Source organism: Rhizobium sp. NPDC092011 (genome assembly GCF_044756305.1).
Classification (GTDB): Bacteria; Pseudomonadota; Alphaproteobacteria; order Rhizobiales; family Rhizobiaceae; genus Rhizobium.
In genome coordinates this window covers 962,126-982,980 of sequence record NZ_JBIVSO010000002.1, presented here as the reverse complement: position 1 = coordinate 982,980, position 20,855 = coordinate 962,126, and the positions used below count along the sequence as shown (strand labels likewise).

Here is a 20,855-nt window from a genome sequence, read left to right as displayed (position 1 = left end):
ATCAAGCCTTCAGTCCAAAACCCTGCATCAGCCGGCGGGTGGGAAAATCCGGCGCACCTGACGTGAACACCGCAAAGTCGAAATTGTCGGGATGGACGGCATCGGCCGCCTGCGGCACCAGGCTGCGGGCGCGCCTCGCGATCGCCTCGGCGGGATCCAGCCAATCGACCGGCCAAGGCGCCAGCCGACGAAAAATATTGGCCATGAACGGATAATGTGTGCAGGCGAGCACGACGATATCGGTCTTGCGTCCATCCATCTCGACGAAACACTGGTCGATCTCCGCCATGACGGCCTCATCGGCAATCGCATCGCCGCGAATATAGCTCTCCGCAAGGCGCGCCAGATTTTCCGATCCGACAAGCCGGACATGGCATTGGGTGGCGAAAGACTGGATCAGATCGCGCGTATAGGCTCGTTTGACTGTGCCTGGTGTCGCCAGCACCGAAACCAGGCCTGAACGCGTCCGCTCCGCAGCCGGCTTGATCGCCGGCACCGTGCCAATGAAGGTCATCTGCGGGAAAGCCGCGCGCAAATCAGCCCCGACGAGCGTGAAGGCCGTATTGCAGGCGATGATGCAGACTTCCGGATCATATTGCGCAAGCAGCTTTGCGAAGAGATCGACGACGCGTCGCTTCAGCGCCGGCTCTTCCCAGCCGCCATAGGGAAAACCGGCATCGTCGGCGACATAGATAAAACCGCGCTCCGGCATCAGCACCCGCGCTTCCCGTAGCACGGTCAAACCGCCGATTCCTGAATCGAAGACGAGGATCGGTTTCAGCTCATTCGCCGCTGCTGTCATCGCTGATGGTTTCCTTGGGCGCCTTGGAGGAGGTCTTGCCGGGCCGGGGATGCGAACCGCTGCCGCGCGGAGACTTCCGCGTGAAGCGATCAAGGGAAGATATCACCCCGCGAAGGACGCTGATTTCCTGTTCGGTAAACGCCCGGCGCGAGAGAACCGCCCGAAGATTGTCGACCATTTTCGGCTTTTTCCCGGCAGGATGGAAATAATTGCGCGCGTCGAGCGCTTCCTCCAGCTGGTCGAAAAGGCCGAAAAGCTGGTCCTTCGTCGAGGGCCGCTGTTCCAGCGCCTGGAACGGCACGGCGCCCAGATCCTCCATGCCCGACTTCATCCACTCATAGGACATCAGCAGCACCGCCTGGGCGATGTTGAGCGACGCAAAGGCAGGGTTGACCGGAAAGGTGACGATTTCGTCGGCCAGCGCCACTTCCTCATTCGTCAGGCCCCAGCGCTCGCGCCCGAAGAGGATGCCGGTGCCCTCGCCCGCCTTGAACTTCGCGCGAAGGGTTTCGGCCGCAACGACTGGCGAACGAACCGGCTTGTATCCGTCCCGTTCCCGCGCGGTCGTCGCATACACGAAGTTGAGATCCGAAATCGCCTCCTCCAGCGTGGCGTAGACCTTCGTCGCCTCGATGATGTGATCCGCCTTGGAAGCGGTCGCCTGCGCCCTCTCGTTCGGCCAACCGTCGCGCGGATTGACGAGACGCAGCTCGGCAAGCCCGAAATTCGCCATGGCGCGCGCGACCATGCCGATATTCTCGCCCATCTGCGGTTCGACCAGAATGACGGCCGGCCCCTCGGCCAGAAGTTGACGTTCGCTGTTCGTGCCTGCCATGATGCTCAAATCTCCGCGCGCGAACCCAATCGCGCCATTTACGGGTCGCAATAGCGGCACACCAACCGATCGGCAAGGTTTTTGCGCACTGGCCGCGGAGTAAATCCCATCCGATTACTGCGGATTTGCCGGCTTCTGCGGGTCCGTGGACTGCTGTTGCTGCTGCTTGACGAGATCCTGCATTACGCTCTTGAGCGAACTTGGATTGCCGTTGTCGTCGGTCGTGACGATATCGTCCACCACTGGCCGTCCGCCCTCCTCGATGACCTCGAAGCGCACCGTTGTGGTCTTCTGATAATCGGCATCGGAGCCCATGCAGGTGGACTTCTTGAAGCTCGCCAGTACTTCCGTGACATTGTTCTTGGGCGGCTGGGCAGCGATCTTCAGATCCTCGAGTGGACAGGCATCCTGCGCATTGACGATCACATCGTAGTCGAAAGGCGAGATACCGTCTTCGTCGGCGGCAGGAAACTGGGCTGCGGCCTGGTATTTGGCACCGAAATCCTTGCTGTAGACATCCTTGAGTTTGTCGTCGCCGAAAATATCCTGCCAATCGCTGTCGCCGCCGGCCCAGTTCGAGACGGTTGCATCCATGATGACCTTGACCGGCGTCGTCGCGTCCGCCGCCAGAGCCATATTTGCACCGAGAGAGAACTGAAAGAGCGTAAAGGCAAGCGCGGATACGGTGGATCTTTGCATGGTATGATTCCGTGACAATAGGCAAAACTCGCGCGAGATTAGACCCATCGATCGCTTTGGCAATGGCCCCATCGCAAAAAGCGGGGCATCGCCGCGAATGATCAAAAAGGCGACGCGAAAGGCTCTATCGGCTTTGCGTTCGTCGCTTGCGGTGTTATAGCGCTCGGGACTTCACATTACCCACAGGACCATGCGGTCCCACCAGCTTAAACGAGGCAGAAGTATGAAGAAGATCAAGGTCGCTAACCCCGTTGCCGATCTCGATGGCGATGAAATGACTCGCATCATCTGGCAGTTTATCAAAGACAAACTGATCTACCCCTACCTCGATATCGATATCGACTATTACGATCTCTCGGTTCAGAACCGCGACGCGACCAACGACCAGGTCACCGTCGATGCCGCCAACGCCATCAAGAAGCACGGCGTCGGCATCAAGTGCGCGACGATCACCCCGGACGAAGATCGCGTCAAGGAATTCAATCTGAAGCAGATGTGGAAGAGCCCGAACGGCACGATCCGCAACATCCTCGGCGGCGTCATCTTCCGCGAGCCGATCATCTGCAACAACGTACCGCGCCTCGTTCCCGGCTGGACCAAGCCGATCGTGGTCGGCCGTCATGCCTTCGGCGACCAGTACCGCGCGACCGACTTCAAATTCCCGGGCAAGGGCAAGCTGACCATCAAGTTCGTCGGCGAAGATGGCGAAGTCATCGAAAAGGAAGTCTTCAACGCTCCGGGCGCCGGCGTTGCCATGGCCATGTACAACCTCGACGAGTCGATCCGCGAATTCGCACGCGCCTCGATGATGTACGGCCTGATGCGCAAGTGGCCGGTCTACCTGTCGACCAAGAACACCATCCTCAAGGCCTATGACGGCCGCTTCAAGGACATTTTCGAAGAAGTCTACCAGAACGAGTTCAAGGCGCAGTTCGACGAAGTCGGCATCACCTATGAGCACCGCCTGATCGACGACATGGTCGCTTCCGCGCTGAAGTGGTCCGGCGGTTACGTCTGGGCTTGCAAGAACTACGACGGCGACGTCCAGTCCGACACGGTTGCCCAGGGCTTCGGCTCGCTCGGCCTCATGACCTCGGTTCTCCTGACGCCGGACGGCAAGACGGTCGAAGCCGAAGCCGCACATGGCACGGTGACCCGTCACTATCGCCAGCACCAGAAGGGCCAGGAAACCTCGACGAACTCGATCGCCTCGATCTTCGCCTGGACCCGTGGTCTTGCTCATCGTGCCAAGCTCGACGACAACGCCGAACTCGCGAAGTTCGCCGCCACGCTCGAAAAGGTCTGCGTCGACACCGTCGAAGCTGGCTTCATGACCAAGGATTTGGCGCTGCTCATCGGCCCGGATCAGCCGTGGCTCTCGACCACCGCTTTCCTCGACAAGGTCGACGAAAACCTCCAGAAGGCCATGGCTGCCTAAGCCTGACCAATATCATAAGTTGAGAAAACCCGGCCCTCGCGCCGGGTTTTCTTTTGCCGGGAAGCTTGCCGTCGCAGTCTGCCGGTGGCAACAATGCGCGCGTCAAAAATGGGAGAGACAAATGGCCGAAGAACTTGTTTTCTACACCAACCCCATGTCGCGCGGACGCATCGCCCGCTGGATGCTTGAGGAAATCGGCCAGCCCTACCGCACCGAGTATCTCGATTACGGTACGACGATGAAGTCACCCGAATATCTCTCCGTGAACCCCATGGGCAAAGTGCCTGCGATCAAGCATGGCGATACTGTCGTCACGGAGGGTGCTGCCATCTGCGCCTATCTGGCCGAAACTTTCCCGGAGGCTGGCCTTGCGCCGACGGCCGCCGAGCGCGGCCGTTATTTCCGCTGGATGTTTTTCGCTGCCGGACCATTCGAGACGGCAGTTACCAACCGTGCGCTTGGCTTCGAAGTCCCGCCGGAACGCCTGCGCATGGCAGGCTGCGGCAGCTTCCAAAGCGTCCTGGACACGATCGAGTATGCAGTCTCAAGCTCTCCCTTCATCGCCGGCGACCGGTTTACGGCCGCCGACGTCTATGTCGGTTCGCATATCGGCTGGGGTCTCAACTTCGGCACGATCGAGAAGCGTCAGGCCTTCGTCGACTATTGGGCTCGCGTCAGCGATCGCGACGCCTATCGCCGCGGCAACGAAATCGATAACGCCGCGATGCCGAAAAAGGAAAACAGCTGAATATACAACAGGCTGACGGAAAATGCTCAGTCAAAATCCTATATGCCGCTATTTCAGCGGCATATAGATATCCGTCAGCAGTTCCGTCGGCGGAACGTCGCGCGGATTGTTGATGTATTCTTCAAACATAACGGTATCGCGCAGTTGCCGCCCGGAGGCAGGCAGCCATTGCGCATAGAGCCATTGATACGCCTTGTGCATGTTCGCATAAGGCCCTTTGTGGCGAAGCACGGCATAATCGCCACCCTCAAGCGAGCGCCGCTCCAGAGGAGCGTCGGCAGCGACCGCCTCTCCAGCCGTGACGCAAGCGTAAGAGCGCAGCTTGTCGACGTCGACGACATCCGGATCGTCGAGGTAGATGCCGATCATACGCATATCGGGCCCGGCAAGGCCGCGAGTGAAGATCGTTCCGAAAAGCGTCTCGAAAGCCTGGCCGATCTGCATGTAGGAGCCGGTATGAGCGACACCGACAAGTGACATCGGGGAGATGGTGCGAAGCGTAACGTCGAACAAAACAGTAATCCTTCCTTGGGTGTTGGGTTCGAAGATCGTGTGGCTTCCCTCATTCCGATATCGCGCCGGCGGCATGCCGTAGACGGATCCGAAGATGCGGTTGAACGACTGGAGGTTGGGATAGCCCGACCGCTTTGCAATGGCGCTGACGGATAGACGGGTGTTGACGAGATCGCCGGCGGCGCGATGCAGCCGAAGCCGCTTGACCGTTGCCGCCGCCGTCTCGCCATAGATCGCCCGATAGATCCTGTGCCAGTGATAGCTGGACATGCAGGCGATTTCGGCGAGCTTTTCCATATCGAGCTCTTCGTCCAGATGCTCGTGGATATAGGCCGAAACCCGGCGCAACCGGGTCTCGTAAAGCGTCCACGCCGTTCCACCACTCATGTCAAACCCCTTGCAAATCGATCGGCCCAACAAGACCATAACCTGATTTGACAAATCCTGCTGACTTGCGCCCGCAAAAAGAAATGGCGGATACCGAAGTATCCACCATTGACATTATAGACAGAAAATCAGTCTGTTAGCCGGCAAGCGCCGCAGCAATCGCCTCGATCGCTTCGTCGGCCTTGTTGCCATCCGGACCGCCGGCCTGCGCCATGTCGGGACGCCCGCCGCCGCCCTTGCCGCCGAGGGCAGCCGACGCGACGCGCACGAGATCGACGGCACTTGCGCGGCCGATCAGATCCTCGGTAACGGCAACGACGGCACTGGCCTTGCCATCTTCGGAAACACCGATCAGCGCAACCACGCCCGAGCCGAGATTTGCCTTGGCCTCATCCGCGAGCCCCTTCAGATCCTTCGGGTCGACGCCGGAGATGGCCTTACCGAGAAACTTGACGCCGTTGACGTCGCGAACCGCATCGGCAGAGCCGCCCTGACCGCCGCCCATGGCAAGCTTGCGCTTGGCGTCGGCCAATTCGCGTTCCAGCTTGCGGCGCTCGTCCATCAAGGCTTCGACGCGCGAAACCACCTCTGCCGGCTGGACCTTCAATGTCGAGGCGAGGCTCTTCACGCGATCATCCTGCTCGGCGAGATAGTCACGCGCGGATTCGCCGGTGACAGCTTCGATACGGCGCACGCCGGCACCGACGGCGCTGTCGCCCAGGATGCGCACCAGACCGATCTGGCCAGTGGCGGACACATGCGTGCCGCCGCAAAGCTCGATGGAATAGGCCTTGCCGGCCTTGGTGCCGCGCACGCCCTGCCCCATGGAAACGACGCGGACTTCGTCGCCATACTTTTCGCCGAACAGCGCCATGGCGCCTTCCGCGATGGCGTCATCGACGCTCATCAGACGGGTTGTGACCGGCGAGTTCTGCAGGACGATCTCGTTGGCCATCTCTTCAACGACCTTCAACTCCTCGGCCGTCATCGGCTTCGGATGGGACACGTCGAAGCGCAGGCGCTCCGGCGCGACCAGCGAACCCTTCTGCGCCACATGGGTGCCGAGAACCTCACGAAGAGCCTCGTGCAGCAGGTGGGTGGCGGAGTGATTGGCGCGCAGGCGCGAGCGTCTTGCGTGATCCACCGTCAGCACGACGGCGTCACCGACCTTGATCTTGCCTTCCGAGACTTCCGAGCTGTGCACGAAGAGGCCCTCGCCCTTCTTCTGCGTATCAGCGACGGCAAGCTTACCGTGGTCGCTTGATATCACGCCGGTATCGCCCATCTGACCACCGGATTCGCCATAGAATGGCGTCTGGTTGACGACGATCTGCACCTTGTCGCCGGCAGAAGCGCTGTCGACGGCAACGCCGTCCTTGACGATCGCCTGGATGACGCCTTCGGCTGCTTCCGTGTCGTAGCCGAGAAATTCGGTCGCGCCGTTCTTTTCCTTGAGCTCGAACCAGATGGTTTCCGTCGCCTTATCACCGGAACCGGTCCAGTGCGAACGCGCCTCGGCCTTCTGCCGCTCCATCGCATCCGTGAAGCTGGAGATGTCGACGCCAATGCCGCGGGCGCGCAGCGCGTCCTGCGTCAGGTCGAGCGGGAAGCCATAGGTATCGTAGAGCTTGAAGGCGGTTTCGCCATCCAGGCTGTCACCCTTGTGCAGGTCCGAAGTGGCATCGTTGAGCAGCGACAGGCCGCGTTCCAGCGTCTTGCGGAAACGGGTCTCTTCGAGCTTCAGCGTCTCGGAGGTCAGCGCCTCGGCGCGTACCAGCTCGGGATAGGCACGGCCCATCTGCTGGATCAGCGCCGGCAGCAGCTTCCACATCAGCGGCTCCTTGGCGCCGAGCAGCTGCGCGTGGCGCATCGCGCGGCGCATGATGCGGCGAAGCACGTAGCCACGGCCTTCGTTCGACGGCAGCACGCCATCGGCGATCAGGAAAGCGGAAGAACGCAGATGGTCGGCGATGACGCGATGGCTGGCGCGATGCTCACCCTCGGCCTTGACGCCGGTCGCCTCTTCCGAGGCTTCGATCAGCGCACGGAAGAGATCGATATCGTAATTGTCATGCTTGCCCTGCAGAACTGCGGCAACGCGCTCGAGGCCCATGCCGGTGTCGATCGACGGACGCGGCAGGTCGACACGCTGTTCCTTGGTGATCTGCTCGAACTGCATGAAGACGAGGTTCCAGATTTCGATGAAACGATCGCCGTCTTCTTCCGGAGAGCCGGGAGGGCCGCCCCAGATATGGTCGCCGTGATCGTAGAAGATTTCCGAACAGGGGCCGCACGGACCGGTATCGCCCATCGCCCAGAAATTGTCGTTGGTGGCGATACGGATGATCTTGTCGTCGGAAAGACCGGCGATCTTCTTCCAGAGGTTAAAGGCGTCATCGTCCGTGTGGTAGACCGTGACCAGCAGGCGCTTGGCGTCGAGGCCGAATTCCTTGGTGATCAGGTTCCATGCAAGCTCGATGGCGCGCTCCTTGAAATAGTCGCCAAAGGAGAAGTTGCCGAGCATTTCGAAGAAGGTGTGATGGCGCGCGGTGTAGCCGACATTGTCGAGGTCGTTGTGCTTGCCACCAGCGCGCACGCATTTCTGCGCGGTCGAAGCCGTCGAGTAAGGGCGCTGTTCCAGGCCGGTGAAGACGTTCTTGAACTGCACCATGCCGGCATTGGTGAACATCAATGTCGGATCGTTGCGTGGTACGAGCGGGCTCGACGGCACGATCTCGTGGCCGTTTTTCTTAAAATAGTCGAGGAAGGTCGACCGGATTTCATTCACACCGCTCATAGGGGGCCCTTCAGTACTGCCGTCAACAACTTGCTTCAAAGTCAGTGGCTTTTATCGTTCGCTCCGGGCGCTGTCCAGCCGCACGAACAAAACCGGCCGCACATCCCTTGGACAATACGGCCGGTTTCAGCATTTAATCTTGTCTTACGCCGGGAATTGCTCCCGAAATCTCTTATTCGCCGCCGGCATCGCCATCGTCACCGGCATCCGGACCGCCATTCTGCAGGAAGCGGTCGGCAATCAGGCCGGCGTTCTGGCGCAGCGACAATTCGATCTCGCGAGCGAGATCCGGATTATCGCGCAGGAAAATCTTCGCGTTTTCGCGACCCTGGCCGAGACGCTGGCTGTTATAGGAGAACCATGCGCCGGACTTTTCGACGATACCAGCCTTGACGCCGAGATCGACCAGCTCGCCGGTCTTGGAAACGCCTTCGCCGTACATGATGTCGAATTCGACCTGCTTGAAGGGAGGCGCCATCTTGTTCTTGACGACCTTCACGCGGGTCTGGTTACCGATCACCTCTTCGCGCTCCTTGACCGCGCCGATACGGCGGATGTCGAGGCGAACCGATGCATAGAACTTCAGCGCATTACCGCCCGTCGTCGTTTCCGGCGAGCCGAACATGACGCCGATCTTCATGCGGATCTGGTTGATGAAGATCACCATGGTGTTCGACTTCGAGATCGAAGCCGTCAGTTTGCGCAGCGCCTGGCTCATCAGACGAGCCTGAAGACCCGGCAGGCTATCGCCCATTTCGCCTTCGATTTCGGCGCGCGGCGTCAGAGCAGCCACGGAGTCGACGACGAGAACGTCGATGGCGCCGGAGCGCACCAGCGTGTCGGTGATTTCGAGCGCCTGCTCGCCGGTATCCGGCTGCGAGATCAAAAGATTCTGCAGGTCAACACCGAGCTTGCGGGCGTAGACCGGATCGAGCGCGTGTTCCGCGTCGACGAAGGCGCAAATGCCGCCCTTCTTCTGGGCTTCTGCAATGGTCTGCAATGCAAGCGTCGTCTTACCCGAGCTTTCCGGCCCATAGATTTCGATGATGCGCCCCTTCGGCAAGCCGCCGATGCCGAGGGCGATATCGAGGCTCAAAGAGCCAGTGGAAACCGTTTCGATTTCGACCACATTCTCGTTTGAGCCGAGCTTCATGATCGAGCCCTTGCCGAACGACCGCTCAATTTGAGAGAGTGCCGCTTCAAGTGCCTTGCTTTTATCCACCGATTTGTCCTCTACAAGCCGCAAAGAATTCTGAGACATTCGATCCACCTTTAGGTTATTGAAGCCGCTCAAGCAATGTCGCCGCTGACGAGAATTCTGTACTCTATTTGTTCTCTTGTCGCAAGAGCACAACAAGCAATTGAAAGAAAAAGGTAAAATGAATTCCGTTCTACTTTTGTTTTCTCGTTTCTTACCAGATACTTACATATCCGGGACCGCAGATCCCGCCATCTTGGCAACCGGCCCGATTCGCGTTTTTGACTGCTGAGGAAAACCATATGGCGAAGAAGATTCTCGTTCTCGGCGGCGCTCATGTCGATCGGCGCGGCCGTATTTTCGGCGAGACGGCACCCGGAGCCAGCAATCCGGGCGCATGGTTCGAGGAGCCCGGCGGCGGCGGCTTCAATGCAGCCCGCAATTTGGCCCGTCTCGGCTTTGATGTCAGGATGATTTCGCCGCGCGGCGGCGATCCTTCCGGCGAGATGGTCGCAGAGGCCGCGAGCCATGCCGGCGTTGAGGATACCCCTTTCGTCTTCCTCGACCGCAAGACGCCGAGCTACACCGCGATCCTCGAGCGCGACGGCAATCTGGTCATCGCACTTGCCGATATGGAGCTCTACCAGCTGTTCTCGCCCCGGCGCCTGACGATTCGCGCGGTTCGCGATGCGTTCGAGGTAGCCGATCTCGTTCTCTGCGACGCCAATCTGCCGGCCGAGACTTTGGCCGCGATCGCAGCGAAAGCATCCGCCGACGGCAAACCGGTTGCCGCCATCGCGATCTCGCCCGCGAAGGTCATGCGGCTGAAGCCGTGCCTAGCCGGCATCGATCACCTCTTTCTCAATGAAGCCGAAGCCGCCGCGTTGACAGGCCATCGGCCGGAAGATCCTCGTGAATGGGTCAGCGGATTGCGGGCGCTCGGGTTGCGCAATGGCGTCATCACCCGCGGCAAACGCGAGCTGATTGCATTCTCGCACAATGCGGTCGTCAGCTTGCAGCCGCCCATCGTCGAAAATGTCGCCGATGTCACGGGTGCTGGAGATTCGCTGGCGTCAGGCGTTCTGGCCGCTCTGCTTGCCGGTCACGACCTCGCCGAAGCCGTTCGTCACGGTACGGCAGCAGCGGCGATCACGGTTCAATCTCCATTCGCGACGGCCGAAAATCTTTCGCCCGAACTGCTAAACTCGATGTTGGCACTTGTTCCCAAGGCCGAAATTCTGTCATGAAGCCTCTTCAAAACGCGTAAATAGTTTCAGTGAATTGGAAACGAAAATGACCCAGCCTATCTCGCCCCTGCTTCCGATCTCCTATTCGAAGGAAGTTGCCGCCGCCAAGCTGCGCGGTGCGCCGATCGTTGCACTGGAATCGACCATCATCACCCACGGCATGCCCTACCCGGGCAATATCGAGATGGCTCGCAGTGTCGAAGCAATTATCCGGCAGAAGGGCGCCGTGCCGGCAACCATTGCCGTCATTCACGGCACCCTGCATATCGGCCTCGAGCCGGAAGAACTCGAAGCGCTTGCCAAGACGGAAGGCGCCATGAAGGTCTCGCGCGCTGATATCGCTTTCGCGATCGCGGAGCGCCGCACCGGTGCAACTACGGTTGCCGCAACGATGATCGCAGCTGCCCGCGCCGGCATCAAGGTATTCGCTACCGGCGGCATCGGCGGCGTGCACCGCGGCGCAGAAGAGAGCTTCGATATCTCGGCCGATCTTGAAGAACTTGCCCGCACCGGCGTCATCGTCGTTTGCGCAGGTGCCAAGGCTATCCTCGATATTCCGAAGACGCTCGAAGTGCTCGAAACCCGCGGCGTTCCGGTGGTCACTTTTGACAGCACCGAATTCCCGGCCTTCTGGTCGCGCTCTTCCGGCCTGCCGAGCCCGCTGACGCTGAACAGCCCCGCGGCCATCGCGAATTTCCAGACGACGCGCGAGCAGCTCGGCATTGATGGCGGCATGCTGATCGCCAACCCGGTTCCGGAAGCCGACGAAATCCCGCGCGAAGAGATGGAAATCTACATCGAGCGCGCCCTCGATAGCGCTGCCCGCGACGAGATCGCCGGCAAGGCGGTCACGCCTTATCTGCTCAGCACCATCTTCGACATCACCGAAGGCCGCAGCCTCAAGACCAACATTGCGCTTGTCGAAAACAACGCACGCCTCGGCGCGGAAATTGCGGTTGCTCTCGCAGAATAGCTGATATTGCCTTCACGACGGAGGGCCGGGCGTTCGGAAGATCGCCCGGCCCTCTCTCTTTTGAGTTCTTTCAAGCTAGAGCGTGATGCCGAAAAGTGTAAGCGGTTTTCGGATGACATCACGCTCTACTTTTCTGGTTCTGGAGCGGATTCAGATTTTAGGTCGAACAGACCTAAAATCATCCGGCTCTAGCGTGAACAAGCCAAGGGCGTTCCGCAGCTCGGCAAGCGTCGCCTCCGTCCGCTCCCTCGCCTTTCGCGTACCCTCGCGCACGATTCCCAGGACATAATCCGGCTCGGCGGCGAAGCGTGCACGGCGTTCGCGGATCGGCGCGAGCAATGCCTGGAGCACGTCTCCAAGATGTCTCTTCAAGGTGATATCGCCGAGTCCTCCACGACGATAGCGCGCCTTCAGATCGTCGATAACAGCCCGATCGTCGCAAAACGCATCCAGATAGGTGAAGACGACATTTCCCTCGACCTTGCCGGGATCGCTGATCCGCAGGTGGTCCGGATCGGTATACATGCGCCGCACCGCGGCGCTGACCTCATCGGGCGAAGCAGAAAGCGGGATGGCGTTGCCCTGGGATTTGCTCATCTTCGTTTTGCCATCGACACCCGGCAAGCGCCCGATTTTGGGCACCATGGCCGAAGCCTCGACGAGGATCTCGCGTCCGGCTTGCCGATTGAGGCGGCGAACGATCTCGTTGGTCTGCTCGATCAACGGCGCCTGATCCTCGCCAACCGGCACCACAGTCGCCTTGAAGGCGGTAATATCGGCCGCCTGCGCCACGGGATAGCAGAGAAAACCGGCGGGCACGTCTCGTTCGAAGCCGCGCAGCTGGATTTCCGTCTTGATCGTCGGATTGCGCTCAAGGCGGCTGACGGTGACGAAATTCAGGTAAAGCAATGTCAGTTCCGCCAGCGCCGGCAAGCCGGATTGCACGCAGATCGTCGTTTGTGAGGGATCGATGCCGACGGCGAGATAGTCGATGGCAACCTCGAGAACGTTGCGACGGACCTTTTCGGGATCATCGGCATTATCGGTCAGGGCCTGGGTATCGGCCAGGAGCAAGAATTGCCGATGGCTGCGCTGAAGCGCGACACGGCTCTTCAGCGAGCCGACATAGTGGCCGAGATGGAGAGGACCGGTGGTCCGGTCGCCCGTCAGGATGATGGGGCGGGTATCGATAGGGGAAGACATTCTTTGCTCCGCAAAAGGAGCCGCCGCAATCGGGAAGGAACCTGAAATGAACATGCCTGCCGGATCACGGCGGCAGGGTCGATTTCAATATATGACGACTGCCGCTCCTAGAAGGAGCGCCACCACATTTGACAAATGGACTGTGCAAAATCGTTCATGCGCGGTTGATTACACCTTTGCGATACAATCGGCAACAGGGAGAGGCCCAATCGCCTCTCGCCTATTTATCCAGCGTCTCGCGCACGACCACCGCAAGCTGCTTCAGCGAAAACGGCTTCGGCAGGAAGCCGAATTGCGCGTCCGCCGGCAGGTTGCGGGCGAAGGCATCCTCCGCATAACCCGACACGAAGATGAACTTCATATCCGGGTATTTCTTGCGCAGCTCACGCAGCAGCGACGGGCCATCCATCTCAGGCATGACCACATCCGACACGACGACATCGACCTGGCCGTCGAGTTCATCCATGATATCGAGCGCTTCCACACCGGAACCGGCCTCATAAACGGTATAACCGCGCGTCTCGAGCATGCGCTTGCCGCCGCGACGCACCGCCTCCTCGTCTTCGACCAGCAACACGACCGCAGATTTGCCGGTCAGGTCGGCCGGCTCTTCCGAAGGCACCACGGCTGCAACGCTTTGGTCCATGGCAGCAACATCCCGGCTTTCGGGCGTTTTCGCTTCGGTAACGGCTGGCATTTCGACGATATGGCGCGGCAGGAAGATGCGGAAGGTCGTTCCCTTGCCGACTTCCGATTCCGGCTGGATGTACCCGCCGGATTGCTTGATGATGCCATAGACCATCGCAAGGCCGAGGCCGGTGCCCTTGCCCACTTCCTTGGTGGTGAAGAAGGGCTCGAAGATCTTGTCCATGATTTCGGGTGCGATACCGGTGCCGGTATCGCTGACTTCGACGAGAACCATGTCCTCATGCGGCAGATAGGGATAATTGAAGGCGCTGACGTCAGCCGCAAGCAGATTGCGCGTCCGCAGCGTCAGCATGCCGCCACCCGGCATCGCATCGCGCGCATTGACGCAAAGATTGATGAGCACCTGCTCGAACTGCGAAAGATCCGTCTTCACCGGCCAGAGATCGCGGCCGTAGTCGACATCCAGCTTGACATGCGTGCCCGATAGCAGCCGATCCACCAGCATGCGGAGATCGCCGATCACATCGGTCAGATTGAGGATCGACGGCCGCATGGTCTGCTTGCGCGAGAAAGCCAGCAGCTGGCGCACCAGCACAGCCGCGCGATTGGCATTGCGCTTGATTTCCATCAAATCCGCAAAGCTGGCATCGGAAGGCCGCGCCTGCAGCAGGAGATGGTCTGACGACAGCAGGATCGCCGTCAGCACGTTGTTAAAGTCATGCGCGATGCCACCGGCGAGCGTGCCGACGGCATTGAGCTTCTGCGTCTGCGCCATCTGCGTTTCGAGCGCCTTCTGCTCGGTCACTTCGACGGCATAGACGATGGCAGCCTCTTCCGGCGCCTCGTCCGTCTGGTCGATGACAGCGTTGACGTAGAAGCGGAAATGCCTCGTATCGTCTTTCGGATTGCGGGAGTCGATGGGCGGAATATCGCCCTGTCGGTCCTTGGCTGCGGCCAGCGCCTGATGCAGCCGCGACCGGTCGCTCTCGTTGACGATGGTCTCCAGCGCCGCGCCGCGCTCGATGTCGTCGCGTGATACCAGATCCGAGAACAGCTTCAGGAACGGGGCATTGGTGCGCAGAATGCGGCCATTGCCATCGACGGACGCGATCGCCATCGGCGTATTGTTGAAGAAGCGGCTGAAACGCATCGCCGCCGCCGAAGCCGATTGCTCGGTGTCGCCACCATTTTGCCGTGTCAGTACGATGGTCCGGCTCTCCCCCGGGGCACCATCGCGCATCGACGTGACGCTGTGGACGATCTGCACCGGCAGGCTCTGGCCGTTGGAACGCCGCAGGTCGAGGTCGAGCGTCACCGTCTTCTTGAAGCCGGGCTCGGCCTGCACGGACTGGATGAGGGCCAGCCCCTCTCCGGCCACGAGATCTCCGATCGTCATCGATCCCGGCACGAATTTCGTCAGGTCGAAACCGAGCCATTCCGCCAACGTCGCATTGAGATAGAAGATTTCGCCCTTGCGGCCGGCGGAAAAGAAACCGGCCGGCGCATGGTCGAGATAATCGATCGCGTTCTGAAGTTCCTTGAAAAAGCGCTCCTGATCGTCGCGCTCGGACGTGATATCGGTGATCTGCCAGATGTGCAGCGCCGTGTTGCCGCCCTGCTCCGGCTGCAATACCCGCGCTTTCAATCGATACCAATGGGCCGTCTGCCCGATTCCGTTGAAGGGACCGAGCGGCTTCAACAACCGAAACTCCTCCGATCCCTCCTTGCCGTCACGCAAACCATTGGCCAGGCGATAGAGAGCCTCGTTTGACTCACGGTTGCGAGAAAGCAGCGTCTCGAGCGACTGCACCTCGGTCGCCTTGGTAGCACCCGTCAGCCGTCCGTAGGCAGCATTGGCATAGACGATGCGTCCCTTCTCATCCGTGATCAGCGTCCCGTCCGGGTGGCTGTTCAGGAACGAACGCGCCAGGCTATCGGACTGTGGCTGCGGCATGACCTCGACGAAGCCGATGATCGACGAGACCAGGAAGAAGATCCCGACCATGGCAAGAATGCCAAGGCCGCCGAGCACGGCCTCGTTGTCGAGTTGACTTTTGAACAGGACGAAGGCGGCCGCGGCAGCCATGAGAACGAGCGCAAGCAAGATGATGCGCAGCACGGTTCCAGAACGAACCCCGCGATCCACCAGCGGCACGCTATACTCGTCGGACGGACGCTGCTTCGTCATAAACCCCTCGTCTGCGCCGTTCTCCTCGCGACATGTCATAGACATTGCGGATCGCCAGAGTCGGACTTTGCGAATCTTCTTTACCAATTTGCATGACAGGCAAAAAGCTTTGCTGGGCGAGAAAGGCTTGAATTCACAAGCAAGACAGCCCAAGAGGCTACAATCGCATCTTGTATCCGGCTAGATCCTGTCCTTATGATCGCCGCATAGGAAAGCCAAAGTCAAAGTATCTACCTTGCAGTAGTTGCACCTCGGCCGCGACATCGGGGACAAATACGGAGTATCTCGACATGTTGGACGACATCGCCGGAGCCTACGGCAGCCGCTTTTTCCTCGCAGCCGGCGGGGTTGCACTCGCCCTCCTCTTGCTCGTTGGCGTTCTTTGGATCCTGCGCAACCGGGCGCCGTCACCCTTTGTGCGCGGCGGCAAGAACCGCCAGCCGCGCCTTCAGGTGCTTGATGCCGCCGCCGTCGATGCGCGCCGACGGCTCGTGCTTGTGCGGCGCGATGGCATCGAACATCTTATCATGATCGGCGGCCCGACCGATATCGTCATCGAATCCGGCATCTCCGATCCAAATAAGGCAGGTGCCGCGACATCGCTCGACATTCCCCCTTCATCGGAAAGCCGTCCGCTATCGCGACAGAAGGTCGCCGAGCTGGATAGTCCTCCGGCCGCGCTTCCAACGCAGCGCCAGCAGCCCACGGAAGACAGGCTTGAAGCCTATCTGCGCGCCGAGCCCGTTGTTACCGCAACGCCGAAACCTGCGCCGCAACCGGTCGAGGCCGCCCCGCAACCGGTCGCAACGCCGCCACAGCGAGCACCTCAGCCGGCACCCGTTATCACGGAGGCTGAGGCCGCCGACATACTGGACGCAGCACGCCATACCGTGCTGCCGCCGCAGCCGGCCCGAGCCGCCGCATCGGTCGAGCCGACGGTCGCATCGCCCGCCTCTGCCGATTCCGGCAACGAATTCCAGCGTATTTTGGAAGCGGAAATGTCGAAGAACTTGACGGCGGAACGGATCATTCCAAACGCTCCGCCACAACGCCAGGTCCAGCAGCAACCGGCTGCGGCGCCCAATCCAGCTCCTGCGCAACGTATAGAGCCGGAGCTTGCGCCGATGACTGGAGCGGACAGCGCCCTTCAGAAGGAAGTCGCCCGCATCTTTGGCGAAATGAGCGTCAGCCGCGACAAATAGCACGAGGCCGGCAATATCTCGGAATCAAAAAAGGCACGGCGAACTTCCCGCCGTGCCTTTGTTTTTAGTTCCGGTCGAAACCGACCGTCTCATTATTCGTCGCGATAAACTTTCTCACGGCGCTCATGACGTTCCTGCGCTTCGATCGACAAGGTGGCGATCGGACGCGCGTCGAGACGCTTGAGGCCGATCGGTTCGCCGGTTTCTTCACAGTAGCCGTAAGTGCCGTCTTCAATACGCTGCAAGGCGGCATCGATTTTAGAAATAAGTTTACGCTGGCGGTCTCGAGCTCGAAGTTCGATGGCTCTGTCCGTTTCTGAGGAAGCCCGATCGGCGAGATCGGGATGGTTTGCGCTTTCTTCTGCCAGGTGGTCCAGGGTTTCGCGCGCTTCTCTTAGGATATCGTTTTTCCAGGCTATCAGCTTCGCTCTGAAGTAAGCTCGCTGATTTAGGTTCATGAACTCCTCGTCTTCCGAGGGCACGTAGTTACTAAGATCGATCTTCTCACTCAACGCGATTCTCCTGAAGAACATCTCTTATGGCGGGGTGTATATCCCAACCGCTAGTGCCGATTCAAGCCAAATAGACGCTGTCAACCGATTTTTAAATTTGTCATAAATTTCGGCTAAGTGTATATTTTTTCATCATATATTGGCTTCATCAGAAAATCGGCATTTTCAGAACCTTGGCGAAACCATGTGTCGGGCCGCGATTCGGCCGATCTCGCGGCGGTTGACGGCATGGGCGAAGAGACGCTACCTGATTGTCGAAATCGAGCTCCGGAATTTCATCATGACCAGCATCTTGCCGCCGCCATCTAGGATCTATCTCCTGCGTCATGCCGAAGCTCAGCGCGCCGTACCCGGGCAGAAAGATTTCGATCGACCCCTGAACGACAATGGCTACGCTACCGCCGAAATCGTTGCCGACGAGGCCGCTGAAAAAGACTACAGGCCGGACCTGATCATTTCCTCGACCGCGCTTCGTTGCCGCCAGACTGCCGAGGCTATGCGACGAGTCGTCAGCCCCTCTACCGAATTCCGCTTCGTCGATGCGATCTACAACGGAACGCTCGATATCTACCTTGCGCTTATTGCCTCGCAGACCGATCGACAGTCCGTGATGCTGGTGGCGCATAATCCGATCATCGAGCAGACGCTGGCGGCCCTGATCGGCGACGAGGCGCTGGGGCGCGTGCTTCCGCATGGCTTTCCGACAGCCGGCCTTGCTGTCGTCGATGTGACGGCATCCGGCTGGTCGCTGACGGATTTCATCACCGAATAGGGATGTCGCCCGGCGCTGGGACGCCGCCATACACCAACCCGGCACAGCATCGTTAGCCACTCATCTTTTCTGCGCAAGCTTTGCTTCCTATATTCACGGTCACGCTGTCACCCAGGGATCCCGCCTTGCCGCCAAGCCTGACCTCCTTCACCGACGACGCCCTCATCGCCTTCGACAATCTCGCGGACCGCGCCGCTGGGCTGGTCAACCCGACGATTCGACTGGGGGTGACCGGCCTGTCGCGGTCCGGCAAGACCGTCTTCATCTCGTCGCTGGTACACAATCTGCTGAACGGCGGGCGCCTGCCGCTGTTTGAGCCCGTGCAATCCGGCCGTGTTTCCGCCGTTCGGCTCGAGCCCCAACCTGACGATGCCGTGCCGCGCTTTCAATACGAGGACCATATCCGTGCGCTGGTGAAGGAGCGCATCTGGCCCGATTCGACCCGTGCGATCTCCGAACTGCGCATCACACTCGATTATCAAAGCGCCAGCGGCTGGAACCGGCTGTTTTCCCCCGGTCGGCTTTCCATCGACATCGTTGACTATCCCGGCGAATGGCTGCTCGACCTGCCGCTGCTTGGCAAGGATTTCCGCACGTTCAGCGAGGAAACCCTCGCCCTGGCGAATACCGGCATCCGCGCCGAACTATCGCGTCACTGGTTGGCGACAACGATAGAGGCTGATATCGCCGCACCTGCCGATGAAATGGCGGCGCGGGATCTTGCCACTGCCTTTGCCGATTATCTGAAAGCCTGCAAATCCGACGAGCGTTCGCTTTCGACGCTGCCGCCCGGCCGCTTCCTGCTGCCTGGCGATCTCGATGGCTCGCCTGCCCTCACCTTCGCACCGCTGAAACTTCCGGCAGAAGGCGCAGCGCCGAAAGGCTCGCTCTGGGCGATGATGGAACGCCGCTACGAGGCCTACAAGTCGGTGGTGGTCAAACCCTTCTTTCGCGAACACTTCGCCCGTCTCGACCGCCAGATCGTCCTTGTGGATGCGTTGCAGGCGATCAATCGCGGCCCCGAAGCGGTGCAGGATCTCGAGCGCGCGCTGACGGACGTGCTTGCCTGCTTTCGTCCCGGCAACAATTCACTGCTTTCCTCGCTGCTTGGCCGACGCATCGATCGCGTGCTGGTGGCTGCCACCAAAGCGGACCATCTGCATCACGAGAGCCACGACCGGCTGGAGGCGCTGACCCGCCGCCTGGTCGAACGCGCCATCGAGCGGATCGGTATGGCAGGCGCCGGCATCGAAGTCATGGCGATAGCCTCCGTGCGTGCCACTCGCGAGGCGACGGTCACGCGCGACGGAGAGACGCTTCCGGTCATTGTCGGCACGCCTATGGACAATGAAACGATTGCCGGCGAGACGTTCGACGGCAACCGCAAGACGGCCGTCTTCCCCGGCGACCTCCCCGTTAGTCCGCATTGGTTGTTCGAAGCCCTTGAATCGGATGGAGCGAAGGTCCACTTGCCGGAGGTGAACGTCGTGCGCTTCCGTCCGCCGGAGCTGGACGAAGCCAATGGCGGCATCAAACTATCGGTGCCGCATATCCGCCTCGATCGCGCCATGCAGTTCCTGTTCGGAGACCGTCTCGCATGACGAAGCCGACCGCAAACGAACCCGGCGGGACCGCCCGCCGCCCGGCAGCCTTCGCGCTCGATCCGAGCGAGACGAATTCAAAAACCGGCCCTGAACCCGTGCGCCGCAAGCCCCAGAGCTTCGATACAGAGATCGTGCTTACGCCGGACGAGGAAGATCCTTTCATCAACCCTGCCCTGGACCCGGCATTTGCCGGCAGCGCCGCGGCCACGCCTCGTCGCCGCGGCTTTTCCTTCGGCAAGGTGGCACTCAGCGCGCTCGGCATTCTCATTTCGCTTGCCTTTGGCCTCTGGACGGATCAGCTCATCCGCAATCTGTTCAGTCGCGCCGATTGGCTGGGCTACACCGCCCTGGCAGTCGTTGCGATCGGCATTCTCGCCGTACTCGCCATCGTCGTCAGGGAAACGGCAGGCATGATGCGGCTTGCCGCCGTACAAACCATAAAGGCGGAGGCAGAGGCTGCCGTGGTGGAGACGCGACCGGCACGGGCCAAGGCATTGGTGAAGCGCCTCTGCGTCATTCTTGAAGCCAATCCGGAAACCGCCAGGGGCCGCGCCACGCTGAAGGCTGCAGAGGACGACATCATCGACGCGCCGCAATTGATCGATCTGGCGGAGCGCGAGCTTCTCGGCCCGCTAGACCGGCGCGCCAGGGCGCTCATCCTCGGCGCGTCAAAGCGCGTCTCTGTGGTGACAGCCATCAGCCCGCGTGCCCTCGTCGATATTCTCTATGTTCTCTTCGAGGCGGCGAAACTCGTCCGAGCCATGGCGGAACTCTATGGCGGAAGGCCAGGCACGCTCGGGATGGTCAGGCTGATGCGTGATGTACTCGCGCACCTGGCCGTTACCGGATCGATCGCAGTCGGCGACAGCATCGTTCAACAACTGATCGGCCATGGCCTGGCATCCAAGCTCTCGGCCCGGCTCGGCGAAGGGGTCGTCAACGGCATGATGACGGCAAGAATCGGAATAGCTGCAATGGATCTCTGCAGGCCGCTCGCCTTCAAGGCGCTCAAACGGCCCGGCATTGCCGACTTCGCCGGCGACCTCACACCGAACGTCACTGGACGTTCCACAACGTAAACGCCTGCAA

17 protein-coding genes are annotated in these 20,855 nt (G+C 60.3%); 8 read left to right on the top strand and 9 right to left on the bottom strand.

Features of this window, described 5'->3' with window-relative positions:
* Position 1 precedes the first annotated feature (1 nt).
* From murI to ACIQJ2_RS13080, 3 genes are all read right to left on the bottom strand, one after another.
* The gene (gene murI, locus ACIQJ2_RS13090) at positions 2-802 is read right to left on the bottom strand and encodes a glutamate racemase (protein WP_400669213.1); all 801 of its coding nucleotides are present in this window, start codon (positions 800-802) and stop codon (positions 2-4) included.
* A complete protein-coding gene (locus ACIQJ2_RS13085; RefSeq protein ID WP_400669211.1) occupies positions 783-1,637 on the bottom strand; it encodes an RNA methyltransferase in 855 nt (284 codons plus the stop codon). Before ACIQJ2_RS13085 ends, murI begins: the two co-directional genes overlap by 20 nt.
* A gap of 114 nt (positions 1,638-1,751) precedes the next feature.
* Positions 1,752-2,336, bottom strand: coding sequence for a hypothetical protein (locus tag ACIQJ2_RS13080; RefSeq protein WP_400669209.1), 585 nt, complete (start codon positions 2,334-2,336; stop codon positions 1,752-1,754).
* 223 nt (positions 2,337-2,559) lie between these two features.
* Here ACIQJ2_RS13080 and ACIQJ2_RS13075 point away from each other — a divergent pair, with 223 nt between their 5' ends.
* Together ACIQJ2_RS13075 and ACIQJ2_RS13070 are read left to right on the top strand one after the other, a co-directional pair.
* Complete coding sequence (locus ACIQJ2_RS13075) at positions 2,560-3,774, top strand: NADP-dependent isocitrate dehydrogenase (protein ID WP_400669206.1); 1,215 nt, start codon at positions 2,560-2,562, stop codon at positions 3,772-3,774.
* A 121-nt stretch (positions 3,775-3,895) separates the two neighbouring features.
* Positions 3,896-4,522 (top strand): glutathione S-transferase family protein, encoded by a 627-nt coding sequence (locus tag ACIQJ2_RS13070; protein ID WP_199150407.1) that lies wholly within the window; start codon positions 3,896-3,898, stop codon positions 4,520-4,522.
* 48 nt (positions 4,523-4,570) lie between these two features.
* Here ACIQJ2_RS13070 and ACIQJ2_RS13065 read toward each other — a convergent pair whose 3' ends face one another.
* The 3 genes from ACIQJ2_RS13065 to recA all read right to left on the bottom strand — a co-directional run bounded on the left by ACIQJ2_RS13065 (position 4,571) and on the right by recA (position 9,480).
* Positions 4,571-5,422 carry a GyrI-like domain-containing protein gene (locus ACIQJ2_RS13065; protein ID WP_400669204.1) on the bottom strand — a complete coding sequence of 284 codons (852 nt, stop codon included), beginning with the start codon at positions 5,420-5,422 and terminating at the stop codon, positions 4,571-4,573.
* Positions 5,423-5,558: 136 nt separating this feature from the next.
* Positions 5,559-8,219 (bottom strand): alanine--tRNA ligase, encoded by a 2,661-nt coding sequence (gene alaS, locus ACIQJ2_RS13060; RefSeq protein ID WP_400669202.1) that lies wholly within the window; start codon positions 8,217-8,219, stop codon positions 5,559-5,561.
* Between the two features lie 172 nt (positions 8,220-8,391).
* The gene (recA, locus tag ACIQJ2_RS13055; protein WP_184704102.1) at positions 8,392-9,480 is read right to left on the bottom strand and encodes a recombinase RecA; all 1,089 of its coding nucleotides are present in this window, start codon (positions 9,478-9,480) and stop codon (positions 8,392-8,394) included.
* Between the two features lie 239 nt (positions 9,481-9,719).
* Between recA and ACIQJ2_RS13050 the strand changes: the two genes are divergently transcribed.
* Positions 9,720-10,664 (top strand): carbohydrate kinase family protein, encoded by a 945-nt coding sequence (locus ACIQJ2_RS13050; protein WP_400669200.1) that lies wholly within the window; start codon positions 9,720-9,722, stop codon positions 10,662-10,664.
* 46 nt (positions 10,665-10,710) lie between these two features.
* Entirely contained in the window at positions 10,711-11,637 is a 927-nt protein-coding gene (locus tag ACIQJ2_RS13045; protein ID WP_400669198.1) for a pseudouridine-5'-phosphate glycosidase, read from the top strand.
* Positions 11,638-11,787: 150 nt separating this feature from the next.
* Here ACIQJ2_RS13045 and trpS read toward each other — a convergent pair whose 3' ends face one another.
* Positions 11,788-12,840 carry a tryptophan--tRNA ligase gene (gene trpS, locus ACIQJ2_RS13040; RefSeq protein ID WP_400669196.1) on the bottom strand — a complete coding sequence of 351 codons (1,053 nt, stop codon included), beginning with the start codon at positions 12,838-12,840 and terminating at the stop codon, positions 11,788-11,790.
* A gap of 220 nt (positions 12,841-13,060) precedes the next feature.
* Positions 13,061-15,676, bottom strand: a complete 2,616-nt coding sequence (gene cckA, locus ACIQJ2_RS13035) for a cell cycle histidine kinase CckA (RefSeq protein ID WP_400669195.1) — start codon at positions 15,674-15,676, stop codon at positions 13,061-13,063.
* 290 nt (positions 15,677-15,966) lie between these two features.
* Here cckA and ACIQJ2_RS13030 point away from each other — a divergent pair, with 290 nt between their 5' ends.
* Positions 15,967-16,878 (top strand): flagellar biosynthetic protein FliO, encoded by a 912-nt coding sequence (locus ACIQJ2_RS13030; RefSeq protein ID WP_400669193.1) that lies wholly within the window; start codon positions 15,967-15,969, stop codon positions 16,876-16,878.
* Between the two features lie 92 nt (positions 16,879-16,970).
* On the opposite strand, the gene dksA is transcribed toward ACIQJ2_RS13030, so the two are convergent.
* Positions 16,971-17,390 (bottom strand): RNA polymerase-binding protein DksA, encoded by a 420-nt coding sequence (dksA, locus tag ACIQJ2_RS13025; protein ID WP_004109001.1) that lies wholly within the window; start codon positions 17,388-17,390, stop codon positions 16,971-16,973.
* Positions 17,391-17,670: 280 nt separating this feature from the next.
* Here dksA and ACIQJ2_RS13020 point away from each other — a divergent pair, with 280 nt between their 5' ends.
* The 3 genes from ACIQJ2_RS13020 to ACIQJ2_RS13010 all read left to right on the top strand — a co-directional run bounded on the left by ACIQJ2_RS13020 (position 17,671) and on the right by ACIQJ2_RS13010 (position 20,845).
* Positions 17,671-18,162 carry a SixA phosphatase family protein gene (locus ACIQJ2_RS13020; RefSeq protein WP_400669191.1) on the top strand — a complete coding sequence of 164 codons (492 nt, stop codon included), beginning with the start codon at positions 17,671-17,673 and terminating at the stop codon, positions 18,160-18,162.
* A gap of 125 nt (positions 18,163-18,287) precedes the next feature.
* The gene (locus ACIQJ2_RS13015) at positions 18,288-19,763 is read left to right on the top strand and encodes a YcjX family protein (protein WP_199151526.1); all 1,476 of its coding nucleotides are present in this window, start codon (positions 18,288-18,290) and stop codon (positions 19,761-19,763) included.
* A complete protein-coding gene (locus ACIQJ2_RS13010) occupies positions 19,760-20,845 on the top strand; it encodes a YcjF family protein (protein WP_400669189.1) in 1,086 nt (361 codons plus the stop codon). The genes ACIQJ2_RS13015 and ACIQJ2_RS13010 overlap by 4 nt, the downstream gene beginning before the upstream one ends.
* Positions 20,846-20,855 lie beyond the last annotated feature (10 nt).

Excerpts from the sequence above, each read along its gene's own strand:
- alaS (WP_400669202.1), bottom strand. The coding sequence starts at position 8,219 with ATGAGCGGTGTGAATGAAATCCGGTCGACCTTCCTCGACTATTTTAAG.
- ACIQJ2_RS13080 (WP_400669209.1), bottom strand. The coding sequence starts at position 2,336 with ATGCAAAGATCCACCGTATCCGCGCTTGCCTTTACGCTCTTTCAGTTC.
- ACIQJ2_RS13070 (WP_199150407.1), top strand. The coding sequence starts at position 3,896 with ATGGCCGAAGAACTTGTTTTCTACACCAACCCCATGTCGCGCGGACGC.
- ACIQJ2_RS13045 (WP_400669198.1), top strand. The coding sequence starts at position 10,711 with ATGACCCAGCCTATCTCGCCCCTGCTTCCGATCTCCTATTCGAAGGAA.
- ACIQJ2_RS13030 (WP_400669193.1), top strand. The coding sequence starts at position 15,967 with ATGTTGGACGACATCGCCGGAGCCTACGGCAGCCGCTTTTTCCTCGCA.
- murI (WP_400669213.1), bottom strand. The coding sequence starts at position 802 with ATGACAGCAGCGGCGAATGAGCTGAAACCGATCCTCGTCTTCGATTCA.
- ACIQJ2_RS13085 (WP_400669211.1), bottom strand. The coding sequence starts at position 1,637 with ATGGCAGGCACGAACAGCGAACGTCAACTTCTGGCCGAGGGGCCGGCC.
- ACIQJ2_RS13065 (WP_400669204.1), bottom strand. The coding sequence starts at position 5,422 with ATGAGTGGTGGAACGGCGTGGACGCTTTACGAGACCCGGTTGCGCCGG.
- cckA (WP_400669195.1), bottom strand. The coding sequence starts at position 15,676 with ATGACGAAGCAGCGTCCGTCCGACGAGTATAGCGTGCCGCTGGTGGAT.
- ACIQJ2_RS13075 (WP_400669206.1), top strand. The coding sequence starts at position 2,560 with ATGAAGAAGATCAAGGTCGCTAACCCCGTTGCCGATCTCGATGGCGAT.
- recA (WP_184704102.1), bottom strand. The coding sequence starts at position 9,480 with ATGTCTCAGAATTCTTTGCGGCTTGTAGAGGACAAATCGGTGGATAAA.
- ACIQJ2_RS13050 (WP_400669200.1), top strand. The coding sequence starts at position 9,720 with ATGGCGAAGAAGATTCTCGTTCTCGGCGGCGCTCATGTCGATCGGCGC.
- trpS (WP_400669196.1), bottom strand. The coding sequence starts at position 12,840 with ATGTCTTCCCCTATCGATACCCGCCCCATCATCCTGACGGGCGACCGG.
- ACIQJ2_RS13020 (WP_400669191.1), top strand. The coding sequence starts at position 17,671 with ATGACCAGCATCTTGCCGCCGCCATCTAGGATCTATCTCCTGCGTCAT.
- ACIQJ2_RS13010 (WP_400669189.1), top strand. The coding sequence starts at position 19,760 with ATGACGAAGCCGACCGCAAACGAACCCGGCGGGACCGCCCGCCGCCCG.